Raw genomic sequence first — 19124 nt, forward strand, 5'->3', positions numbered from 1 at the left:
CGGCAATGCAAATGCAGAAGAACTGGCATGATCAAGGACCAATTGGCAGGTCATTGACAGTCTGCTTTGTCCGCGCAGCGGTTATTTGGGGAAAATCGATCGATGTCCGAATTGCGGACAAAACTGCCTCTCGTAGTATTTGGATCAATGACTGCTTCAGGGATTCGAGAGATTATCCTTTCCCTCGCATGTCACTTCGGGAGTGGCTTACCGGCGCTCTCGGGAAGACGGTAGAGTGCAAGCAAAGACAAAAACCCCGCTGCCATAAGCGCGTAGGCAGGCACAAAATCATCCGAAGTACGTGCTACCAGATAAGTCACGACGAAAGGGGTTGTTCCGCCGAATAGCCCGAGACAAAGGTTGAAGCCGATTGCCGTACCGCTGCATCGCACCGGAGCTGGAAACATTTCGACCATGGTCGACATTGTGACTGCGAAGCCAACACCATAGAGAATACCAAATCCGCACTGGCCTATCAAAATGAATGCGAAACTCTGATGATGAATTAGCCACCAAAGTGGCCAAGCGAACGCAATACTTCCGACGGCGACAAAAGCCAACATCGGCTTGCGTCCCAAACGATCAGCCAGCCAGCCCGCGGGCAGGGTTACGGCAAGCATGGTGAAGATTGCCAGAGTGTTAATATCCATGGAGGCCGCGGTTGAGATATGCATCTTCTCTGACAGAAACGAAACAGCATAAACGAATTGCATGTAGTAGCCAATGCTGGTCACCAGCAGCAGGCAAACGAGGCGGAGAACAGGCCGCCAGTGATACTTCATCACAACAAAAAAAGGTGATCCTGGTACACGCTCTGACGCACCCAATACTTTTGGCTCTTCCATTTGACGACGCATCAATAATCCCCAAACAGCAATCAACCCTCCCAACAGAAAAGGAACCCGCCAGCCCCACAATTGCATGGCGGTCTCGCCAACAATAGTACTGGTAAGAGCTGCGCAGCCAGAGCCTAGAAGGACGCCCAAAAGGCAGCCGACCTGGGGCCAGCAACCTATAAATCCGCGATGTTTAGCTGGTGCGCTCTCTGCCAAGTAGACGGCGGAACCTGTGTATTCGCCACCCATAGAGAGGCCCTGAGCGATCCTTACTGCTACAAGAAGGAAGGCGGCCGTGTCGCCAATCTGGGAGACATCAGGCAGAATACCTATGGCGAAGGTGCCACCACCCATCAAACTGATCGAAATGAGCATACTGGTTTTTCTGCTGATTTTGTCTCCGATATGGCCAAACAGAACTCCGCCCAAAGGGCGGGCGAGAAAGCCTAAGGCAAAGACTCCAAAAGAAGCCAGCAGCGATGCCGTCGGGTCATCGGCCGGAAAAAAATGTTTGCCAATAATTGCTGCAAGGAAACCATAAATTGCAAAATCATACCACTCCAACACATTACCCACAGTGGCAGCAGAAAGATTAATGTGCTTGGGAATCTTGGCAGACAGTTTCAATTGCAATCCACATAGCTTGGTTGTTCAGAGATAAATCATTTCCCATTCGGCAGGTCCGATGATTTGCATCAGGATTTTCGAGCCACGGGAGGCACCGCTGATTGATCCAATGTGCGGCAGGTCTCCGTCATAGGTCAGGGTCCAGCCATGATCCGGCGGACAATCGATTTCCAGCTGAAACGCACCGTATTCTGGAATTTTTTGACGCAGAACAATGCCATTTCCAGAAAGCACATGCATTACTTCGTCAACGCCGGTTTGCGTCGGGCTACGATTAACGTGGAAACGATCGAAACGTGAATAGTCGACCCCTTCCAGCACTTGATAGAGTTGAGGGTATGTTACACTGTGAGTTTTATCGGTCGTTGAAAGAAAACCACCGCCTGCTGTACCAAGTGTGCGCCCGGCGGCTTTGATGCACTCTAGCAGCCGTTCGCGTGGCAGCAGAAAATGGTCCTGGACTTGTTGGCTCTGGGTCTGATCCAAAGTATCTGCATCCAGAAGCTCGCGAATTTCCGCTGGGGCGGATGCTGTATCGAGTGGCCAAATAAATGCACCCACTTTTTTTAGAACGACATTTATTTCTTCCCGGTCGCAAATGGCGGCATCACGATCAGGAAGCCACAACCTAAGGTCGTCAGGAGCCTCGCTACTCATATGTCAGTTTCCTATTGCTGCAGAAAGTGCACATGTGACCGCAGTGCATTGTAGGCGAATGGCTGCCTTAGTCGAGTGAAACGAAACTACCAAATTTGGAGTCGGATTTCTAGCGTTGTGAGTGGGTCCAGCCTAGCGCTGATTGCTGGTCTTGTCGCCAAGATCAATCAGGCGAATACGACGCCGCGAGTTTTCAATGAAGCCGTTGCCGCAGCGGTGTTACCCCATCGACAATACCACAAGCCGTTGATTGGGCGATTGCATTTTCAGGGGCAAATGTCTGTGGTCGGGGGCTCAAGCAGATCAGGCTCACGATATCAAAGATGACCTTCGCACAATTAGCTGCATGTGACACTTAGGGCTCAAAGCAGTCGTTTGCTGCAATCTGTGTGAGTGTCTGCTAAACTATTTTTTCCAACGTTCTGTCATATGACACCTTGCGCTGTGCCTCGCTTGAAATCGATCGTTGTGTGGTATCTATCGTGGTATATATTCGACATGGATCAATTTATTATATGTTTAACATAGACCTGCAGGATTTGTTATACTGACTTCGTCTCCGCCATCTACCACGCTTGTGAAAGAAGCAAGATCAACGTCTTGCGTGACAAGTCGTTCTGCGTACATGTTGGTTTGGCGTCTTGAATGGTCAATTGTGGGCGCTAATTCGGACGCGCGGCAATTGGTCCCCTGATCAAACAAACATCTCGATGCGTGCCTCCGCGAATGACCTGACCACGGGGTCAACTCGGGTTTCAGGCATCGCGCACAAAGCCGTAGAGAGTCCGTCGGCGACAGCTGCGCTGGAGGCCGATACAGATACCACGTGGTTTGGTGACGTCTCGTCTTGTGGGTTTAGGATATGGCCCTGATCTTTGGTCAGCATGAGGCTGTTCGGGTCTGAAGTTGCTACAGCGCGATCACTCAATTCGATGGATTTGACAACTTTTCTGCCGGGACCGGCAAGACCGACTTGCCACGCTTGCCCATTTTCGCGGTGTCCTCGGGCAGTGATTTCCCCCATATTTACCAGTACATCGCGCAGACCAAATGTAGTCAAAAGATCTGCGATGCGATCGGTGATGGCGCCCTGAGCGATACCGTTCAGAGTCAGTGCCGAAATGCCGGGTCGGGGCAGGCGGATCATGTCCGTCCGAACCGATACGCGCGACCAGCCAATGGATTTCCGGGCGGAATCGACATCAACTGCGGCGGCACCGTTGGCCAGCGCAGACCAGAGCGGCTGGATCGAGGGGTCGAATACGCCGCCTGTGGCTTTGTGCAGGGCGGAGCACAGGCTGAGGACGTTCAGCAGCTCGGGTGCGGGGGCTGTCAGGTGGCCGTCGCGGTTCAGTCGACTGAGTTCGGATTGCGGGCGATACAGGCTGAAGATATTCTCTAGCCGGTTCACCTCGGCTTCGACTGACGCGATGAGCGGTGCGGCTTGGGCGTCGGTTAGCCCTTCAAGCCTTAAACTGGCCGGGGCCCCCAGAGCAATCCCGCGCCAATGGGACGTCGTGGCGGGTCTCGCATCGGCAGGAAAGGCGGCGCAAGCAGCGGACATGGTCAGAAACCGACGACGGGAGAGAGGAGTCATGAGGGGGTCTCCAGTTTCAGGTCCAGATCAACAGGGCCAAGAACCTCGGTGTCTGGGATGTCGGCTAGTGGCAGCAGGTTGCCGCCATATTGGCCGATAAAGGTTTCGGCGGCGGCGGGGTCTGCAAAAGGCACGACTTCGCGTGCGCCCATGCCGCCGGCGACATTGGCCCCGACGACAAAGGTTGCGCCATCAGCAGCGATCCAGTTGGATATGCCCGGCTGTTGCCAGGTGGGCGCAACCCCCATGTCGCTGACGTAGACGCCAGTTATGGGGGCGTCGCGTTCGGGGCTTTTCAGATAGGCCACCATGTCTCGCACCTGCGCAAAAAACAGAGGCGCTGGATAGCCTTCCAGATGAATCTGGCCTTTGGGGCCGCCATGTTCGGCGATGTTCATCTGGCAAAAAAAGCTCAGCGCGTCGGGGGTCAGATCGACCGGATCAGGGGCAACGGCGACCTCTTCCTTGCAGGCGGTCAAGGCGATCAGCGCTATCAGACACAGGCGTTTCATGGCTCGACCCTCAGGAACGCCGCGCGAGCGAGGACAAATCCTAGCACCGGCCAGATCATCAGTGAGGCGGGCGCGGCCCAGACGGGCAGGGCCTGCGCCGCTCCGGTCATGCCCGAGGCCATGGCGACGCCTTCGGTCGCGGCGATGTTCCACAAACGGAATGCGTCGGCCGGGTTGGCTACCATCACCCATGGAAAGACGGATTGGGTGAACGTGCCGCCCTTGTCCATGACGACGGCTCCCAACAAGCCCAGATCATAAAGGACGACAAAAACCAGCCAGAGCCCGGCCGACAAACCTGCTGCTGCCGTGGCGCCCCTAGCCAGAGCAGACAGCAGGTAACCCAGCGCTAGAAAGACAGCGCCCAGCAGGATGGATGTGAGGATGAGGCGGACCAGAGCCATCAGGCTCTCTGGCCCCGCGCCACCAAACCACGCAGCCACCGCGCCAGCGGTGCCAAAGCCAACGGTCATGGCAAAGGCCAGTGCGGCCAAATGGGCGGTGAATTTGCCCAACAGGATTTCTCCACGCCCTGCCGGGTAGGACAGCAGCAGCGACAGGCTGCCCCGGTCCACGTCGCCTGCGATGGCGTCAAAGGCAATCATCAGCGCCAGCAGCGGCGCAAGATAGACCGACAGCGTGGTCATCGACGCGACTGAAACGGTCAGCATGTCGACCCCCAGCGTGCCGGTGGGTGCGCTGCCTGCGAAGGTCAGAGCCAAGGCGAACAGAACCATGATCAGCGTTGCGACCAGCAGCCAGCGGTTGCGGCGTAGGATCAGCATCTCGGTGTGGGTGATAGCAAGGAAGCGGGTCATTGCATCTCCTCCTGAGCGTAGTGGCGATAGAGGTCTTCCAGCTTGGGCGGGGTCATTTCCACATCCGCTACCGCGTCGCCCATTCCGGCGATCCGGCGCAGAGCCTCCATTTTGTCCTCGGGGGAACAAAGCAGCTCGACTGCGGCACCATTGATGCGGCTGCCGTCCAGTTCAGCGGCCAGCACATCAGGATTGGCGCTGGCGCGTACCTTGAGACGGATCGGCAGACCCGCCAGAGCCGACAGATTGTTCAGGGTGTCATCGGCGACCATCCGGCCCTTGCGCATGATGGCGATCCGGTCGGTGCGGGCTTCGACCTCGGTCAGCGCGTGTGAGGCAATCAGAACGGCGGTGCCTTGGGCAGCCAGTTCGTCGATGATGGCATAAAGATCTTGCCGCGAAATCGGGTCCAGCCCGCTTGTCGGCTCATCCAGCAAAGCCACTTTCGGTTGACCCAACAGCACCTGCGCCAGACCCAGACGTTGCCGCATGCCTTTGGAATAGGTTCCGATCCGACGGTCCAGAGCGTCGCTCAGGCCCACACGATCCAGCAAACCGGGCACATCGGCTTTTGCGCCCGAAAGTTGCGCAAAAAGGGTCAACTGCTCACGCCCGGTTAGCGCAGAATGAAACGACACCGCTTCCGGTAGATAGGCCGTCTCACGCCGTGCCTGATTACTACCGGGGGTGGCGTTCCCGATCCGAATGGCTCCGCCATGAATCGGTGTCAGACCGAGGATGGATTTGATCAGTGTCGACTTGCCCGCGCCGTTATGGCCCAGCAGCGCCACGCGCTGGCCGGGGGCAAGAGACAGGTTGATGGTGTCAAGAACGCGGGTTTTCCCTCGGTCCTTGCAGACATGGTCGATAGACAGGGCCTTATCCGTCATGAGGCACCTTTTTCATTGCTGGGGGTTCAGGGGCTTGCATCAATGGATTGCTGTCCATTACGCCGCCCGGCAGCAGGGCCGGGAAAGCGGATTGCGACCAGCGCACCAGCTGCACGGCGGGGGAGCCGAGCAGCAGTTTCGCTGCGGGTTGGGTCCACAACACATGGTCCATTGAGTCATTGGGGCGATAGGGGGCATCGGCGATGCCGTTGCCATCCACATCATAGCCAGCAAAATCGGACCAATAGTTGCCGCGCCCGTCTTCGGACCACTCGACCCATTTGGTCGAGACGTATTTCACCTGTGTCCGGTTCCCGATGAATGAGTTGCCAACGATACGGTTGCGCTCAGACCCCGCAGTAAAGTGGATGCCGATACCGCATCCCTGGAACCAGTTGTCGGTGAATTCGTTCTTGTTCGAATTATAGAGGAAGGTGCATTTTTCCTTGGCACCTTGCACCACATTGCCGGTGATGACGCTCTTGTTGGCATAGTTCAGCATCACGCCATGTTCGCGGTCGCCGATCGAGACGTTGTTAGCAACTGTCACATTGGTTGTGAACATCACCGCATAGCCAAGATCATTGCCGATCGAGACATTGTCGCTGACCACCGAATTGTCCGCATACATGTAGTGAACGGCAAAGCGCAGGTCGCGGAACAGGTTGTTGGTGAAGGTGTTCTTCTTGGACGAGTTCACAAAGATCCCGTCGCGCCCGTACCGGATGTCATTGCCATCTACCACAGCGCCCGGAGCGTTCCAGACATAGACGCCATTTCCGCGGTCATTCATCCGCGGGTCTTGGCGACCTTCAATGCGGTTACCACGAACGATGCTGTCCTTGGCACCATGAATGTCGACGCCATAAAGATTGCCCAGCAGCACGTTATCCTCGACCAAAGGCGCCTTGGCCGTTTTGGTCAACTGGATGCCGCTGTCGATCCCATCATGGCTTGAGCCCGAACCGATCACTGTCAGACCGCGCACGGTTACACCGGGCCCGGTCACGGTGATGACGCTGCCCTCGCCTTGTCCGTCAATGGTGGCCTGTCCTTGCCCGTCAATGGTGACGGGCCGGTCCAGAACCAGAGTTTCGGTATAGATACCGGGGCTCAGGCGGAGGGTGTCTCCATCCGCCGCCTGCGCCAGTGTTTCATTGATGGCCCCCGCCCGGTTGGGCACATCCCAGTCCGCCGCCCAAAGGGGCGAGCCAAGCAGGAGCGGTATGAGCAGGGGCCAACGCATCGGTTAAGCTCCCTGCGGTTCGACCAGCATCCGGCCGCGCATTTCCATGTGCAGCGCGTGGCAGAACCACTGGCAATAGAACCAGTGCACGCCCGGACGGTCGGCGGTGAAGGTGATCGACGCCGTGGCCATCGGTGCAACCTCGAAGGCGATGCCGTAGTTACCCAGACAGAAGCCGTGGGTCACATCATCCACATCATCCAGGTTGGTGACGTAGATTGTCACCTCGTCACCCTGTTTGACGGTGAACTTCTCAAGGCTGAAAGTCGGCGCCTGCGAGGTCATGTAGACCCGTACCTTGTTGCCGTCCCGGATGGGTTCTTCGGCACCTTCTTCCAGATCAATGCCATCGGCCTCGGCCTGTTTGCGGGCGTCTTCCCACGTGACATCGGCGCGATCCCAGACATTGACCGGGTTGACGATGTCGGCGCGAACCATGATCGAGTCATGCGGCTCGGCAAAGGTCGGACCATCGTGAACCACTTTCATCTCGTTGGTCGAGATGTCGATCAGCTGCTCGTTCTCAGGCTTCAGCGGGCCCGTGTTCAGGAACCGGTCTTTCGAGAACTTGTTCATCGAAATCAGCCACTTGCCGTCGGCTTCCTTGGTTTCACCCATGGTGGTCGAGTTGTGGCCTGGCTGATAGTGCACATCGACCTTCGAGATGATCGGGTCCACATCTTCACCGGCATAGGCTTTGATCGCGTCTTCGATGTTCCACTTCACGATCTGGCTGTCCAGGAACAGCGTGGTGAACGCGTTGCCCTGACCGTCATAAGCGGTGTGAAGCGGGCCAAGACCCAGCTGCGGCTCACCCACGATGCAGGACCGCGGGTCAGCATCGCTTTCGAACAGGGCGTCCAGCTTGGTGACGTCCATGATCGAGACGGTCGGCGACAGCTTACCGTTAATGCAGACGTGCTTGCCGTCGGGCGCAGTGTTGATGCCGTGCGGCGAGTTCGGGATCGGGATGTAACGGGTGTATTTCTTGTTCTGACCCTTACGGCCGTCCAGAACCTTGACGCCTTTCAGTTCCTGATAGTCGCCGGCCTCGATGCCTGCTTCGATTTCTGCGATATTGAAGACAACGACGTGGTCCAGCTCGTTCTCGGTCATCTCGGCCAGGTTCATGCCCATTTCCGAGTTGTACGAGGTCGAATAGGCGTATTTACCCTGATAGTCGCAGTCAGTGTTGTCGAGGTTGCCCGACACGATCACCTGCCATGCAACTTCCATGGTGTCGCCGTCCAGCGCAGTGAAGATGTTCACGTATTGCGACGGATCGTCCAACACAGTGCCGTCATTTACCAGCGGCGTTTCATCCTCACCATTGGCAAAGACATAGCCGGTGCGCGGGAATTTCTGCGGACGGAGACCGTGGATCGCCTTGGCGTTCGGGATCTCGGTGATCTTGTCGCACTTCATCACGTCACAGCGCACGCGTGCAACGCGGGTATTGGCCTTGTCGTTCATGAACAGGTAACGGCCGTCATAGGTGCCGTCGGTGAACGACATATGCGGGTGGTGCAGGTCGCCGTTGTCATAGGTCTTCATGCCGCGCTTGGCGAGGAATTCCTTAGTTTCCGGCAGCAGACCATCGGTCATGATCTTCAGCGACTCGTTGGTCTGACCCCAACCGGTGGCCGAGCAGCGGTTGAACACGGGCACCCGCATCAGCTCGCGCATGGACGGGAAGCCCAAAATGCGCAGCTCGCCGGTCTGACCCGAGGACCAGAAGCCGTAATATTCGTCCAGCTCACCGGGCTGCAGATTGGCATTGGCGGCGGCGCTGGCCTGTTTCGCGGTCATCAGGGTCGAGCCCAGACCGGTCCCGGCCAGCACAGCGCCGGTTGCGGTTGCACCCAGCATCCCACGGCGTGTGATGTTCAGTTTGTTGTCTTGTTCCGACATGATCGTTCCTCCTTTTTAGGAAACGGATTGCGGTTTGGCGTTCGGATGGTTCGCCGGTGGTTGTCCGAGTGGGGTCTTGAGATCGACCGACCCTGTCTTGGCCCGCCGTTTCAGTTGGCGGATAACGACGGGACATTTGTCCTCGGACTGGTAGAGCACCTGACAATGCAGGCAGGTGACGCACTCGTTCGGGTTGATCTCACCGGTTGGGTGGATTGCCTGAACGGGGCATTCGTTGGCGCAGGTCTGACAGGGGCTGCCGCATTCCTTGTAGCGGCGCAGCCAGTCGAACATGCGAATTCGGGCAGGGATCGCCAGTGCTCCGCCCAGCGGGCAGAGATAGCGGCAATAGAACCGCTCAACGAACAGCCCGATCCCCAGCAGGGTTAGCGCAAAGACCACGAAGGGCCAGTCGCGCATGAATTTCAGAATGATCGCGGTCTTGAAGGGCTCGATCTCGGCATAGGTCTCAGCCAGCGGGATCGAGACAAAGCTGAGCCCGAAGAGACCAAGAAAGATCATGTACTTCGCAGGCCACAGGCGTTCGTTCAGCCCCCATGGCAGCGTCCATTGTGGCACTTTCAGCGCGCGCGCGATCTTGTTGGTCAGTTCCTGCAGCGCACCAAACGGGCACAGCCAGCCACAATAAGCCCCGCGTCCCCAGAACAGCAGAGCGGCGGCCACGGCAAACCACTGGATGAAGACCAGCGGATCCAGCAGGAACGCATCCCATGAGAAGCCTGTCCGCAGGCTGCCCGCCAATGCCATCAGGTTCACAACGCTCAGCTGTGCATTGGCGTACCAGCCGATGAAGAACAGGGTCATGGTCAGGTATCCGATGCGGAACCAGAAGAAGACCCGTGCATTCATCGTCGCGTGGAACTGGAAGAAGAACGTCGCCGTCAGAACCAGCAGCATGATGCCAAGCACGCCGATTTCGACTGTGCGGTCCTTCCAGATGCGCTTCCAAAGGGCGGCTTTGGCGGCGGCTTCGCCGGTGGCATCGTCGACGACCGCTGGTGCGGAAACGGGCAACAGGTATTGCTCGGGCAGCTTGTAGCCCAAATCGAAGGTCAGGAACGTCTTTTCAACCGCGCCCACGGCCCGTTGCACCAGCAATTGCAGGCGGAACGGTTCGGCGGGATCAAACTCCGCCTCAGCGGGGATTTTGAAGATATCCAGTTCGGTGAAGCTGGGCGCATCCGGGGCTGCAACCTTGCCCAGACGCTCTTGCTGCTTGTCGAAGAACCGTACTGAATTGTCGCCCTGGATCAGCTGAATGCGGTCGAAGATTCCGCCGCGCACATAGCCCGAGCCCTTGAAGCTGTAGGCCCCACGCCCCAGCACCAGAACGGCCTGTTCACCTTCGTCCAACCACTCGGTCAGGTTCCGGTATTCGGCCTCGCCCAGCAGGGATTTCCCGATCGAAGGAACTGAAACCAGCGCCATGTGCATGTCGATGAACGTGTCATCCGGCTCTCCCGGTTCCGGACGCTTGATGGCGCGCTGATCGCCGGTAGCCTCAAAGGCCGCGTTGACCTGGCCAACATCCAGCGTCAGTCGCCGGATCGAGCCGTCACCGGACAGGGTGGTCCAGTCATAGGTGGCGTCCTGCGCCATATCGACTTCGCGTTTCGGGCCATCGGCCTGCAGCGGAGACAGGCCGCCCAGACCCAATGCGCGGGCTACCTTGATACCGCCGCGCACGAGGCTGTCGTCGATCACCATGATCGTCACGGTTGCACCCGAGATAATGTCGAGGTCATGCCCTTCGCCACCGGTCTCGGCTTCGACTTTCAGGTCCAGCCCGGCATAGCCTTCGGTCAGTTCGACCATGCGCGAATTGGGGATGCCGATCAGCACGATGGGTTCTGAATGTTTGACCAGCTGCACGCCGGTCAAAACCGCATCTTCGTCGATGGCGGCAACGACGTGGATAGGCTTGCCCGAATAACCGGTGGTGCCCACGAAATCAGATGTCAGAAAGGCCCAGGCGACGGTCTCACCGCTTTTCAGAACCGGGGCAACGGGCACGTCATCTCGTACCGGGCCAAAGGCATCGGCACCGGAAACCAACTCAGAAGGGGTGATATCAGGCAGGAAGCTGGCAAGGCTGTCGGCATGAGCGCTGATCGCTATCAGGCAGGACAGGACAAGGGCCAGCAGGATATGGGTTGCGCGACTTACGACCACGGCGCACCTCCGGTTACTTGGATTGACGCTATGGACGCGCGCTGGGCGCGTTCGTATATTTCTTGGCGCGCGCGTGGGGGCCCTCTGGTTTCAGGCCACAGCCGTTTCCCGGTGTAATCCTTGACCAGATCGCGAGTTTCGCAACGTTCAGCTTGAAAAAACCTGTCCCGCGTCAGTTCAGGCAGGTCCGGCAGCGGCGCCGCAGTGGTGACGGCACACAAGGCGCAGTCGGCGCATTTCGGGCAGGGCGCGGTTGGGTCGTCGGTCCCTTCTTCGAGGTCCACCTCGACCCAGACCGCCCCTGCCTCCGAGCAGATCTCTATCCACATACTTTCCCCGGGACTCGCCAGCGCCGGGCCAAGCAGTTGCAACAGCAACAGGAAGATGCCCGCACATGCACATATCGCGCGAGACGCGCAAACAGCTGATATGTGCAGAGGGTTGAGGGCGGGCATGGAGTATCCAACTCGGCAGTCTTTCCTGAGTCGTAGAGGATTCTCTCAGACGGATACTTGACTTAGGTCAGGTCTTGGCAATTTTGCGGCCTAACCGCCCGCTTCATCCATCAACCCGCGCACCCAGCGTCCGGCCAACCAGGATGCAGGAATGCCCAGCGGGATCGACCACAGGATTGCGGTCACGGGATCAATCACGCTGAACCCAATACCGTTGGCAATCAGGCCCGCCAGAAACAGGTTGATGGCCACGGTCAATGCCGTGGCCGGATAGAGCAAAAGAGCCAGTTTCCAGACCGGCCATTTGCCCTCAGTGGCTGGTGCCTTCCGAGAAGGTGATTTTGTTCCAGACATTGTATTTTCCCGAAGGTTTGCGCATCGGCAGGCGACGAACCTCTTCCAGCGTCTGCGCGTCATAGACGATCACTGCGCCGTCATCCTCCCAGATCGACACCAGCGCGTGACGGCCATCCTTGGTGAATTCGACATGGGCCACGGTCTTGCCAGGGGCGGGGCGCAGAGTCTTCACGATTTCAAGGCTTTGCTTGTCGATGACATGCATCGCGTCCTTGTTAGGCCCAAAGAACACATCGGCCCAGACATAAGGCGAATTCTCATGACTACGCATAAAGAAACCGGGCCCTTCGGTCTTGATCCGCTTGACCGTTTCCCATGTCTCCATGTCGATGACTGACACTGTGCCGTCGGTCAGATGCGGCGTGGCCATCACGGTTGTATCACCACGACGCCACGTGATGCCCGACCCCAGATGCGGCATGCCCGGCAGGTCCAGATCGGCCACTTTCTGACCGATCACGAGGTCAATCACCTGTCCGCCTTTGCCATCGCGAGATGCACCCATAACGTATTCGTAACTCTGGTCGAAAAAGAAATCGTCCAGATAGTCCGGCGTGGTGATCTTGCGCACGGGGAAAGAGTTCGGGTTCTTGAACTGCCCTTCAATACGAAAATCATGACCCAGCCCGAACTGGGGCGGGTTGTCGCCGTAAAAAACCTCCCAAATCTCAGGCACGTCCTTCAGGGCCAGCACGAAGCTCTCACGCGGCGGGGCCTGATAGACGGCTGAAACGCGGCTGGGAACGCCCTTTTTGCTTTTGATGTCGATGACCTTTGCAACTGAAAGGTCCTTGGTCGACAGCAGGGTCAGCGAATTCGGAAGGTAATTCGCCACGGCCACCCATTTGCCATCGCCCGACATGGCGATGTTGCGGCTGTTCAGGCCAGCGCGTATCCGGCCCACCTGCTTCAGCGCCCAGATGTCGTATTTCTGCACCCAGCCATCGCGGGACATGATGAAGACATAACGCCCGTCAGGGCTGAATTTCGGGCCGCCGTGGACGGCAAATGGTGTCTCGAACCGATCCAGCACTTCGAACGTGTCGCCGTCCAGAACGCTGACATGGTGGTCTCCGGTCTCGACCGCCAGTGTGATGTTCATCGGGTCGCTGTCCCAAGCAGGGGCATCGACCGGGGTGTAATCTTCATCCAGCGTGCGGCTGGCCATGATATCGGTCTCGCCCCACTCGGGGTCGGTTTCCAGCGGAGATTTCAACCAACCTGCCAGTTCTTCGATTTGCAACGCGTCGAGTTCGTGCGAGAAGGCCGGCATTTGCGTGGCTGTGCGGCCTTCGGCGATGACCGAGGCCACACGCGGGCCGCGCATGCGTTTCAGTGTTTCGGGGATCAGGGCAGGGCCTACGCCCCCCAGACGGTTCTCGCCATGGCACGAAGCACAATGTTCGGCATAGTCCGATTGCGCATCAGCCCATGCGGTGCCAGCCAGTAACAGCGAACAGAGCGTGCCGATTTTCAGAGTGTCAAAAGAATTGGTGCGCCGGATCATGGCGTTTCCCCCGGAATGGCGTGACCTGCAGGCGTTCGCCCGCACCCTCGACGCCAATTTCTTGATTTGTCAGATAGCAGGCCGGGTCTTCGGCCCAGGGATCGCCGGTCAACTGCAAGGCCCGGATACGGGTGTTGCCACCGCAGACGTCCTTTAGTTGGCACGCCCCGCAACGCCCTTTCAGCGGACGCGGGCGAGTGCGCAGCATAGACAGCATCTGGTCTTCACTGGTCCATAGCTCGGAAAACGATTGGGTCTTCACATTGCCGACCGTGTAATCAGACCAATAGGTGTCCGGGTGTACGCGGCCCAGATTGTCGATGTTGGCCACACCCAGGCCGCTTGAATTTCCGCCCCAAGCGGCCAGATGTTCGCGCACATGCGCGGCTATTTCGGCATCGAAATTTGTGCGGACCCAGTTCAGGAAATATCCCGCATCGGCGTCGTTGTTGCCAGTCACGATATCCAGCGAACGCCCGCCTGAGGCAGACTCCCACGCGCGGGCCAGCAGCAGGTCCAACCCGGTGCGGGTGCGCAGGTGTTCCGCGTCCTCACCCCGGTTTTTGTCACCGCGCCCTGCATAGACCAGATGGGATAGATAGAACTTGTCAACGCCTTCGTCATCGCACAGCTGCAGCAGGTCGGGCAGATGGTGTTGAGTACCTTCGGTCAGGCAAAAGCGCAGCCCCACTTTGATGCCGCGTTTCTTGCATTCGCGCACGCCGCGAAGGGCATCGGCAAAGGCGCCTTCGACACCCCGGAACCAGTCGTTGGTGGCCCCGATCCCGTCAAGTGAAATGCCGACATAGTTGAAACCCACATCAGCGATCATGTCGGCAGTTTCGTCGTAAATTCGCGTGCCGTTGGTCGACAGCGCCAGCATTGGCACCAGATCACGGGCGCGTTTGGCAATGTCGAAGAAATCGAACCGGTCCAGCGGTTCCCCACCCGAGAGGATCAGGGCCGGGACGCGAAATTGGCCCAGATCCTCAAGGGTTACCATGGCTTGCTCATGGCTAAGCTCACCCGGGAACGCAACATCCGCCGAGACGGTGTAGCAATGGCGGCATTTTAGATTGCAGCGCCGCGTCAGGTTCCAGATCACGACTGGTTTAACAGGTCCGGGGCGGCGTTTGCGCACCGGGGTCGGTTTGACCAGCTGGTGCATGTATTCGGTCAGGCGGAACATGTCTCAGCCTTTCGCTTTCAGGCGCAGACCGGTCTTTTTCAGGATGCGCTTTGAATAGAGGATATCTTTCGCCCGGCAGGCGTCGCCCAGAATGGCGGCGATTTCGGCGCGCTTTTCTTCAACCTCGACCTCGTCTTTGCCGTGGACCATCGCGAACAGGTTATAGGGCCAGTCGGGCAGGGCGCGGGGGCGCTCATAGCAATGGGTGACAAAGGGCAGTTGCCCGATCCGGGTGCCAAGTTCGGTAATGTGGTCGTCCTCCACATCCCAAACGGTCATCCCGTTTGAGGTCATGCCCAGTTTATAGTGGTTCGGTGCGGCGGCGATCCTGCGGATCACGCCACGCGATTTCAACTCAGCCAGTCGAAACAGCAGCGCGTCTTCTTCCAGCCCCAGTGTTTCGGCCACCTGCGCATAAGGCGCAGGCACAAGGGGCAGGCCGCCTTGCAGCGCCTCGATAATCTCTCTGTCTTTCGTGTCGATCATGCCGCCACCCGGAAGCCGATGAAGAATTCTTGCAATTTGGGGAAACGGAGAACCTCGATCCCCGTTTCCCGTTCAATCGCATCGGCGGTAGCCCCGATCCCCTCGGGCGTTTCGGTAGCCAGCACGAACCACATGTTCAGCCGGTGCGTGCGCTCATAATTATGGGCAACCTCGGGGTGCGCATTGACTTTGGTCAGGACGGTTTCGAATTTTTCGGCCGGAACCGCCATGGCGCACAGGCAGAACGCACCCCCCATTGCGGCAGCGTCGAAAAACGGGCCGAACCGGGTGATGATGCGTTCCTCTTTCAAGCGGCTGAGGCGGCGCAGTAGATCGTTTTCCGAGGTACCTAGTTCGGCGGCAATCCCGGCATAGGGATGAGTGCTCAGCGGCAAGTCATCCTGCATCCGGTTCAGAATTGCGCGGTCGGTTGCATCCAGCTTCATGCGGCGGCCTCTTTCGGTTGGATCAGTGCGCCGGTCTGTTTGAAGCAGCGGGTCGAGAACAGCACCTTATGGCGTGCGCCTGCCAGTTCCGGTAGGGCGATGGCGCCGGACAGAATCTCCAGTGCTTCGTTGCGTGAACGGGCGTGGATCATTGAATACAAGCGGTAGGGCCAGACATCCTCGACCGGGTTGCGTTCGTAGCACAAAGTCACGCCGGGATGAGCAGCAAGCGCTGGGCCGGCGGTGCCCACCTGATCGGCGGGCATGTCCCAAACCACCATCGCATTGGCAGACCAGCCAAGCGCTCGGTGCCGAACGATGACGCCAAGGCGCGAGATGATGCCCGCATCGTGCAACGCGTCGATCCGCTCCAGAGCCTCGGGCGGGGGTCTGTTCAATGAACGGGCCAGCGCGGCATAAGGATCAGTAACCAGCTGCAGACCGGAACTAAGCGCCTGCAGCAAGGCGCGGTCGCCGTCCTGCAATGCCGCACGATTCACCTTGCGCGGGCCGGGCACATTGCGGGTATCACCAGACATGCGAAACCCAAGATCGATGTTGAACGGGCGCACCAGCCGCAGATCCAGCACCCGCAGTCTGGTGCGTTGACCGATCCGCGCCAGGGTATCGCTCACATGCGCCCGGTCCGGCCCGGTGGCCACGAACCACAGATTCCACGTATCCTCGCGTTGGTAATTGTGGTTCACGCCGGGTTCTGCGTCGATCAGCGCAGCGATTTCTTCCAACTGCTCCTCGGGGGCAGCAACGGCGGCCAATGTACTGGCCGAAACTGCGCCCGGAGCAATCGTGGCGCCAACTCGTGTAATTCGGCCGGTTGCCCGCATTCGGGTCAGGCGGTCGATGACTTCGGTCTCATCAAGCCCCAGAATGTGACCAAGAACCTGAAAGGGGTGGTCGGTCACCGGAAAATCGCGCTGGAATTCGTCCAGCAGGCGGCGGTCTATCGGGTCGGTGATATGTTCCATCCCTTACAGCCCTGTTCTGTGCGCGCGGGCGGTAAAGAAGATGCCCGAGGGGCTGTCTGCTTCGATCTCACGCAATTTTTCGAAGGTTTGGGTGTCGTAGACCATGACCTTGTTGGCGTCTCGCACGCTGAGCCAGACCTCGTGCCCGCGCGGGGTGAACTCCATGTGCAGCACGGCAGGACCTGGTTTGAATTCGTGGATGATGTCTTTGCTGACGCTGTCGATCACCTGAATTGTGTTGTTCAGCGGGTGCGCAAAATTCACCCAAACCTGACGCCCGTCAGGCCGGGCCATGGCAAAGACCGGCTGACCGTGGGTTTTGGTGCGTCCGGTCTCTGTCAGAGTGTCAGAGTCAATCCATAAAACTTCATGATGTCCAACGGCGGGAAGGACAAATTCGCGTCCGGTCAGCGCCCAACCTTCAAGGTGGGGCATCTTGTAGACCGGCATTTCCTCTTGCCCGCGCCCATAATCGGGCAGCACGCGGATCGGTTCAGGGGTCTCGGCCCAGAGGTCCAGCGCGGTTAGCCCGTCCTCGCCGAACAGACCGGTGATGTAGGTGCGGCCATTGGCGGTGATCAGCGCGTCATAGGGGTTTTTGCCCATATCCGAGATTTTAGTGATCTCCGGGTCGCCTTTGTTGAAGTCGGCAATCCAGGTTTCGCCAGAGTCCCACATGGTGAAAACGAACCTGCGGCCCGGCGCGTCGACAAGGCCAATGGTTTTGCTGTCGGTTGGGATATCGGCGACCATCTCAAGCGTTTCGGCATCGAACACACGCACGCCGCCGGGTTCATAGTTCGACACGGCAACCAACTGGCCATCGTCCGAAATTGCGCCGCCGATGGCGTTGCCAGCCTGCACCACGCGGTTCACGATCTGCCGGGTGACGATATCGATCTTGGTCAGCCCGCCATCGCGTCCGAACACATAGGCAAAGCGTTGGTCAGGTGAATAGACCAGTGAGGCATGGGACAGATCACCCAGCCCCTCGATCCGCGCCAGCGCGGCCCGGTCGGACTGATCCACCAGCAGAACCGAGCCTTTGGCACGTTCGATCACCAACCCCAGATCACCAGTGGCGGTGGGTTCCGCATGCGCCGTGGTCATCATCAAGGTGGCGGCAAGGCCAAGAATAAGCTGTTTCATTGTGCCTCCTGTTCCAGCAGATAACGGGCGATCCATTCGGCCTCTTCCTCGGTAATCAGGGGCCGCCACGGGGGCATCGCAGTGTCGGGGATGCCGTCGAGAATGACGCCGGTCAGCACGTCCGTGTCATAGTGCTGCAGTGTCTGGGACCGTAGGTCGGGCCCAAGGCCGCCTTTCAGCGACAGCCCGTGGCACGAGCCGCAATCCTGATGGACAAGCCGTTTCAAGCCGGTGGGGTCTAATGTATCGGCGGCAAACGCCGATGTGGCGATTACAACCGCACTGGCCAACAGAAGTGAAGGAAGCGACCGGCCACGTTGGATGTTAGGCTTACCGAGCGCAACATTTCGGTGACCCAGCCTAGCCATGCGCTTGTTCCATCAAGTCAGCCACCGCGCGTTCGGCATAAAGCGAAACCACCTGTCCGATGATGAACAGCGTAGGCGCCTCCATTCCAGCGTCGCGCACATCAGCGGCCAACCTGTCCAACCGGGACTCGATGCGACGTTCGGCCTGCGTAGTGGCCTTGCTAACGGCCAGAACAGGCGTCGATCCAGGCAGATTTTCGGTCATCAGCCCCATTGCGATCTGGCCGATATTGGCCACACCCATATAGACGACCAGCGTCGAGTCTGGATCGGCCAGCCGTTTCCAGTCGAGGTCCAGCACCTTATCCGCCTGGCGGTGGCCAGTGACGTACTGAACCGAAGTCGCCAGCCCGCGATGGGTCAGCGGTACGCCGGTTGAACAGGATGCCCCCTGCGCCGCAGTGATGCCGGGCGCGTACTCGACCGCGATGCCTTGGGCCATAAGAAAAGCGGCCTCTTCCGAGCCGCGGCCAAAGATCATCGGATCGCCGCCCTTCAGCCGCGCAACGGTGTGACCGGCGCGCGCCTCTTCCAGCAAGATCTCGTTGATGCGCTCTTGTGGCACCGTATGGCATTTGGGGGCCTTGCCGACCGGGATCAGACGTGCCTGGTCATCATGCAGGGCAAGGATGTCGTCCGAGACCAGCCGGTCATAGACGACCACGTCAGCCTCTTGCAGCATGCGCAGGGCGCGCAGGGTCATGAGTTCAGGGTCGCCGGGGCCAGCGCCAATCAGAAAAACCTTACCGCTCATGTGCAAACTCGCTTGGTCTGAATGTCTTCCGAGCCCGGGTTTGCCTGCGAATAAGGGACGTTGCTGGGCGAGCCGGGCGTGTCATGAGGGCAGGTTGGCGCATTCAGTGCGCGGCTGCCTTGACTAAAGTTAAGGAGCAC

The 19124-nt window shown here is 58.7% G+C and carries 19 protein-coding genes; all 19 read right to left on the minus strand.

Annotated features, from left to right (window positions below; all coding sequences use genetic code 11):
• Positions 1-191 precede the first annotated feature (191 nt).
• The 19 genes from RUE5091_RS20135 to cobA all read right to left on the minus strand — a co-directional run bounded on the left by RUE5091_RS20135 (position 192) and on the right by cobA (position 18984).
• Complete coding sequence (locus RUE5091_RS20135) at positions 192-1463, minus strand: MFS transporter (RefSeq protein ID WP_165590808.1); 1272 nt, start codon at positions 1461-1463, stop codon at positions 192-194.
• Positions 1464-1487: 24 nt separating this feature from the next.
• Entirely contained in the window at positions 1488-2120 is a 633-nt protein-coding gene (locus tag RUE5091_RS20140) for a hypothetical protein (RefSeq protein WP_058283736.1), read from the minus strand.
• A 694-nt stretch (positions 2121-2814) separates the two neighbouring features.
• On the minus strand, positions 2815-3717 hold the full coding sequence (locus tag RUE5091_RS20145; RefSeq protein ID WP_058283737.1) for an FAD:protein FMN transferase: 903 nt from the start codon (positions 3715-3717) through the stop codon (positions 2815-2817).
• The gene (locus RUE5091_RS20150; protein WP_058283738.1) at positions 3714-4229 is read right to left on the minus strand and encodes a nitrous oxide reductase accessory protein NosL; all 516 of its coding nucleotides are present in this window, start codon (positions 4227-4229) and stop codon (positions 3714-3716) included. The genes RUE5091_RS20145 and RUE5091_RS20150 overlap by 4 nt, the downstream gene beginning before the upstream one ends.
• On the minus strand, positions 4226-5047 hold the full coding sequence (locus RUE5091_RS20155; RefSeq protein WP_058283739.1) for an ABC transporter permease: 822 nt from the start codon (positions 5045-5047) through the stop codon (positions 4226-4228). Before RUE5091_RS20155 ends, RUE5091_RS20150 begins: the two co-directional genes overlap by 4 nt.
• Positions 5044-5937, minus strand: a complete 894-nt coding sequence (locus tag RUE5091_RS20160; RefSeq protein WP_058283740.1) for an ABC transporter ATP-binding protein — start codon at positions 5935-5937, stop codon at positions 5044-5046. The genes RUE5091_RS20155 and RUE5091_RS20160 overlap by 4 nt, the downstream gene beginning before the upstream one ends.
• Entirely contained in the window at positions 5927-7183 is a 1257-nt protein-coding gene (locus RUE5091_RS20165) for a nitrous oxide reductase family maturation protein NosD (protein WP_058283741.1), read from the minus strand. Before RUE5091_RS20165 ends, RUE5091_RS20160 begins: the two co-directional genes overlap by 11 nt.
• Positions 7184-7186: 3 nt before the next feature.
• The gene (gene nosZ / locus RUE5091_RS20170; protein ID WP_058283742.1) at positions 7187-9094 is read right to left on the minus strand and encodes a TAT-dependent nitrous-oxide reductase; all 1908 of its coding nucleotides are present in this window, start codon (positions 9092-9094) and stop codon (positions 7187-7189) included.
• A gap of 15 nt (positions 9095-9109) precedes the next feature.
• Entirely contained in the window at positions 9110-11287 is a 2178-nt protein-coding gene (locus RUE5091_RS20175; protein WP_058283743.1) for a NosR/NirI family protein, read from the minus strand.
• Positions 11278-11742, minus strand: a complete 465-nt coding sequence (locus RUE5091_RS20180) for a DUF2946 family protein (protein WP_370732525.1) — start codon at positions 11740-11742, stop codon at positions 11278-11280. Before RUE5091_RS20180 ends, RUE5091_RS20175 begins: the two co-directional genes overlap by 10 nt.
• Before the next feature lie 90 nt (positions 11743-11832).
• Complete coding sequence (locus RUE5091_RS20185) at positions 11833-12096, minus strand: hypothetical protein (RefSeq protein ID WP_058283744.1); 264 nt, start codon at positions 12094-12096, stop codon at positions 11833-11835.
• Positions 12053-13606 (minus strand): nitrite reductase, encoded by a 1554-nt coding sequence (locus tag RUE5091_RS20190; RefSeq protein WP_058283745.1) that lies wholly within the window; start codon positions 13604-13606, stop codon positions 12053-12055. The genes RUE5091_RS20185 and RUE5091_RS20190 overlap by 44 nt, the downstream gene beginning before the upstream one ends.
• Entirely contained in the window at positions 13581-14795 is a 1215-nt protein-coding gene (gene nirJ, locus RUE5091_RS20195; RefSeq protein WP_058283746.1) for a heme d1 biosynthesis radical SAM protein NirJ, read from the minus strand. Before nirJ ends, RUE5091_RS20190 begins: the two co-directional genes overlap by 26 nt.
• 3 nt (positions 14796-14798) lie before the next feature.
• On the minus strand, positions 14799-15281 hold the full coding sequence (gene ahbB / locus RUE5091_RS20200; protein ID WP_058283747.1) for a siroheme decarboxylase subunit beta: 483 nt from the start codon (positions 15279-15281) through the stop codon (positions 14799-14801).
• Positions 15278-15727, minus strand: a complete 450-nt coding sequence (locus tag RUE5091_RS20205) for an Lrp/AsnC family transcriptional regulator (RefSeq protein ID WP_058283748.1) — start codon at positions 15725-15727, stop codon at positions 15278-15280. The genes ahbB (RUE5091_RS20200) and RUE5091_RS20205 overlap by 4 nt, the downstream gene beginning before the upstream one ends.
• Positions 15724-16713: a siroheme decarboxylase subunit beta gene (gene ahbB / locus RUE5091_RS20210; RefSeq protein ID WP_058283749.1), complete on the minus strand. Its 990-nt coding sequence runs from the start codon at positions 16711-16713 to the stop codon at positions 15724-15726. The genes RUE5091_RS20205 and ahbB (RUE5091_RS20210) overlap by 4 nt, the downstream gene beginning before the upstream one ends.
• A 3-nt stretch (positions 16714-16716) precedes the next feature.
• Positions 16717-17862: a cytochrome D1 domain-containing protein gene (locus RUE5091_RS20215; RefSeq protein ID WP_058283750.1), complete on the minus strand. Its 1146-nt coding sequence runs from the start codon at positions 17860-17862 to the stop codon at positions 16717-16719.
• Positions 17859-18230, minus strand: a complete 372-nt coding sequence (locus tag RUE5091_RS20220; RefSeq protein ID WP_082643749.1) for a c-type cytochrome — start codon at positions 18228-18230, stop codon at positions 17859-17861. Before RUE5091_RS20220 ends, RUE5091_RS20215 begins: the two co-directional genes overlap by 4 nt.
• The gene (cobA, locus tag RUE5091_RS20225; protein ID WP_058283751.1) at positions 18223-18984 is read right to left on the minus strand and encodes a uroporphyrinogen-III C-methyltransferase; all 762 of its coding nucleotides are present in this window, start codon (positions 18982-18984) and stop codon (positions 18223-18225) included. Before cobA ends, RUE5091_RS20220 begins: the two co-directional genes overlap by 8 nt.
• Between the last annotated feature and the right edge of the window lie 140 nt (positions 18985-19124).

Origin of the sequence: Ruegeria denitrificans (assembly GCF_001458295.1) — a bacterium.
GTDB lineage: Bacteria > Pseudomonadota > Alphaproteobacteria > Rhodobacterales > Rhodobacteraceae > Ruegeria > Ruegeria denitrificans.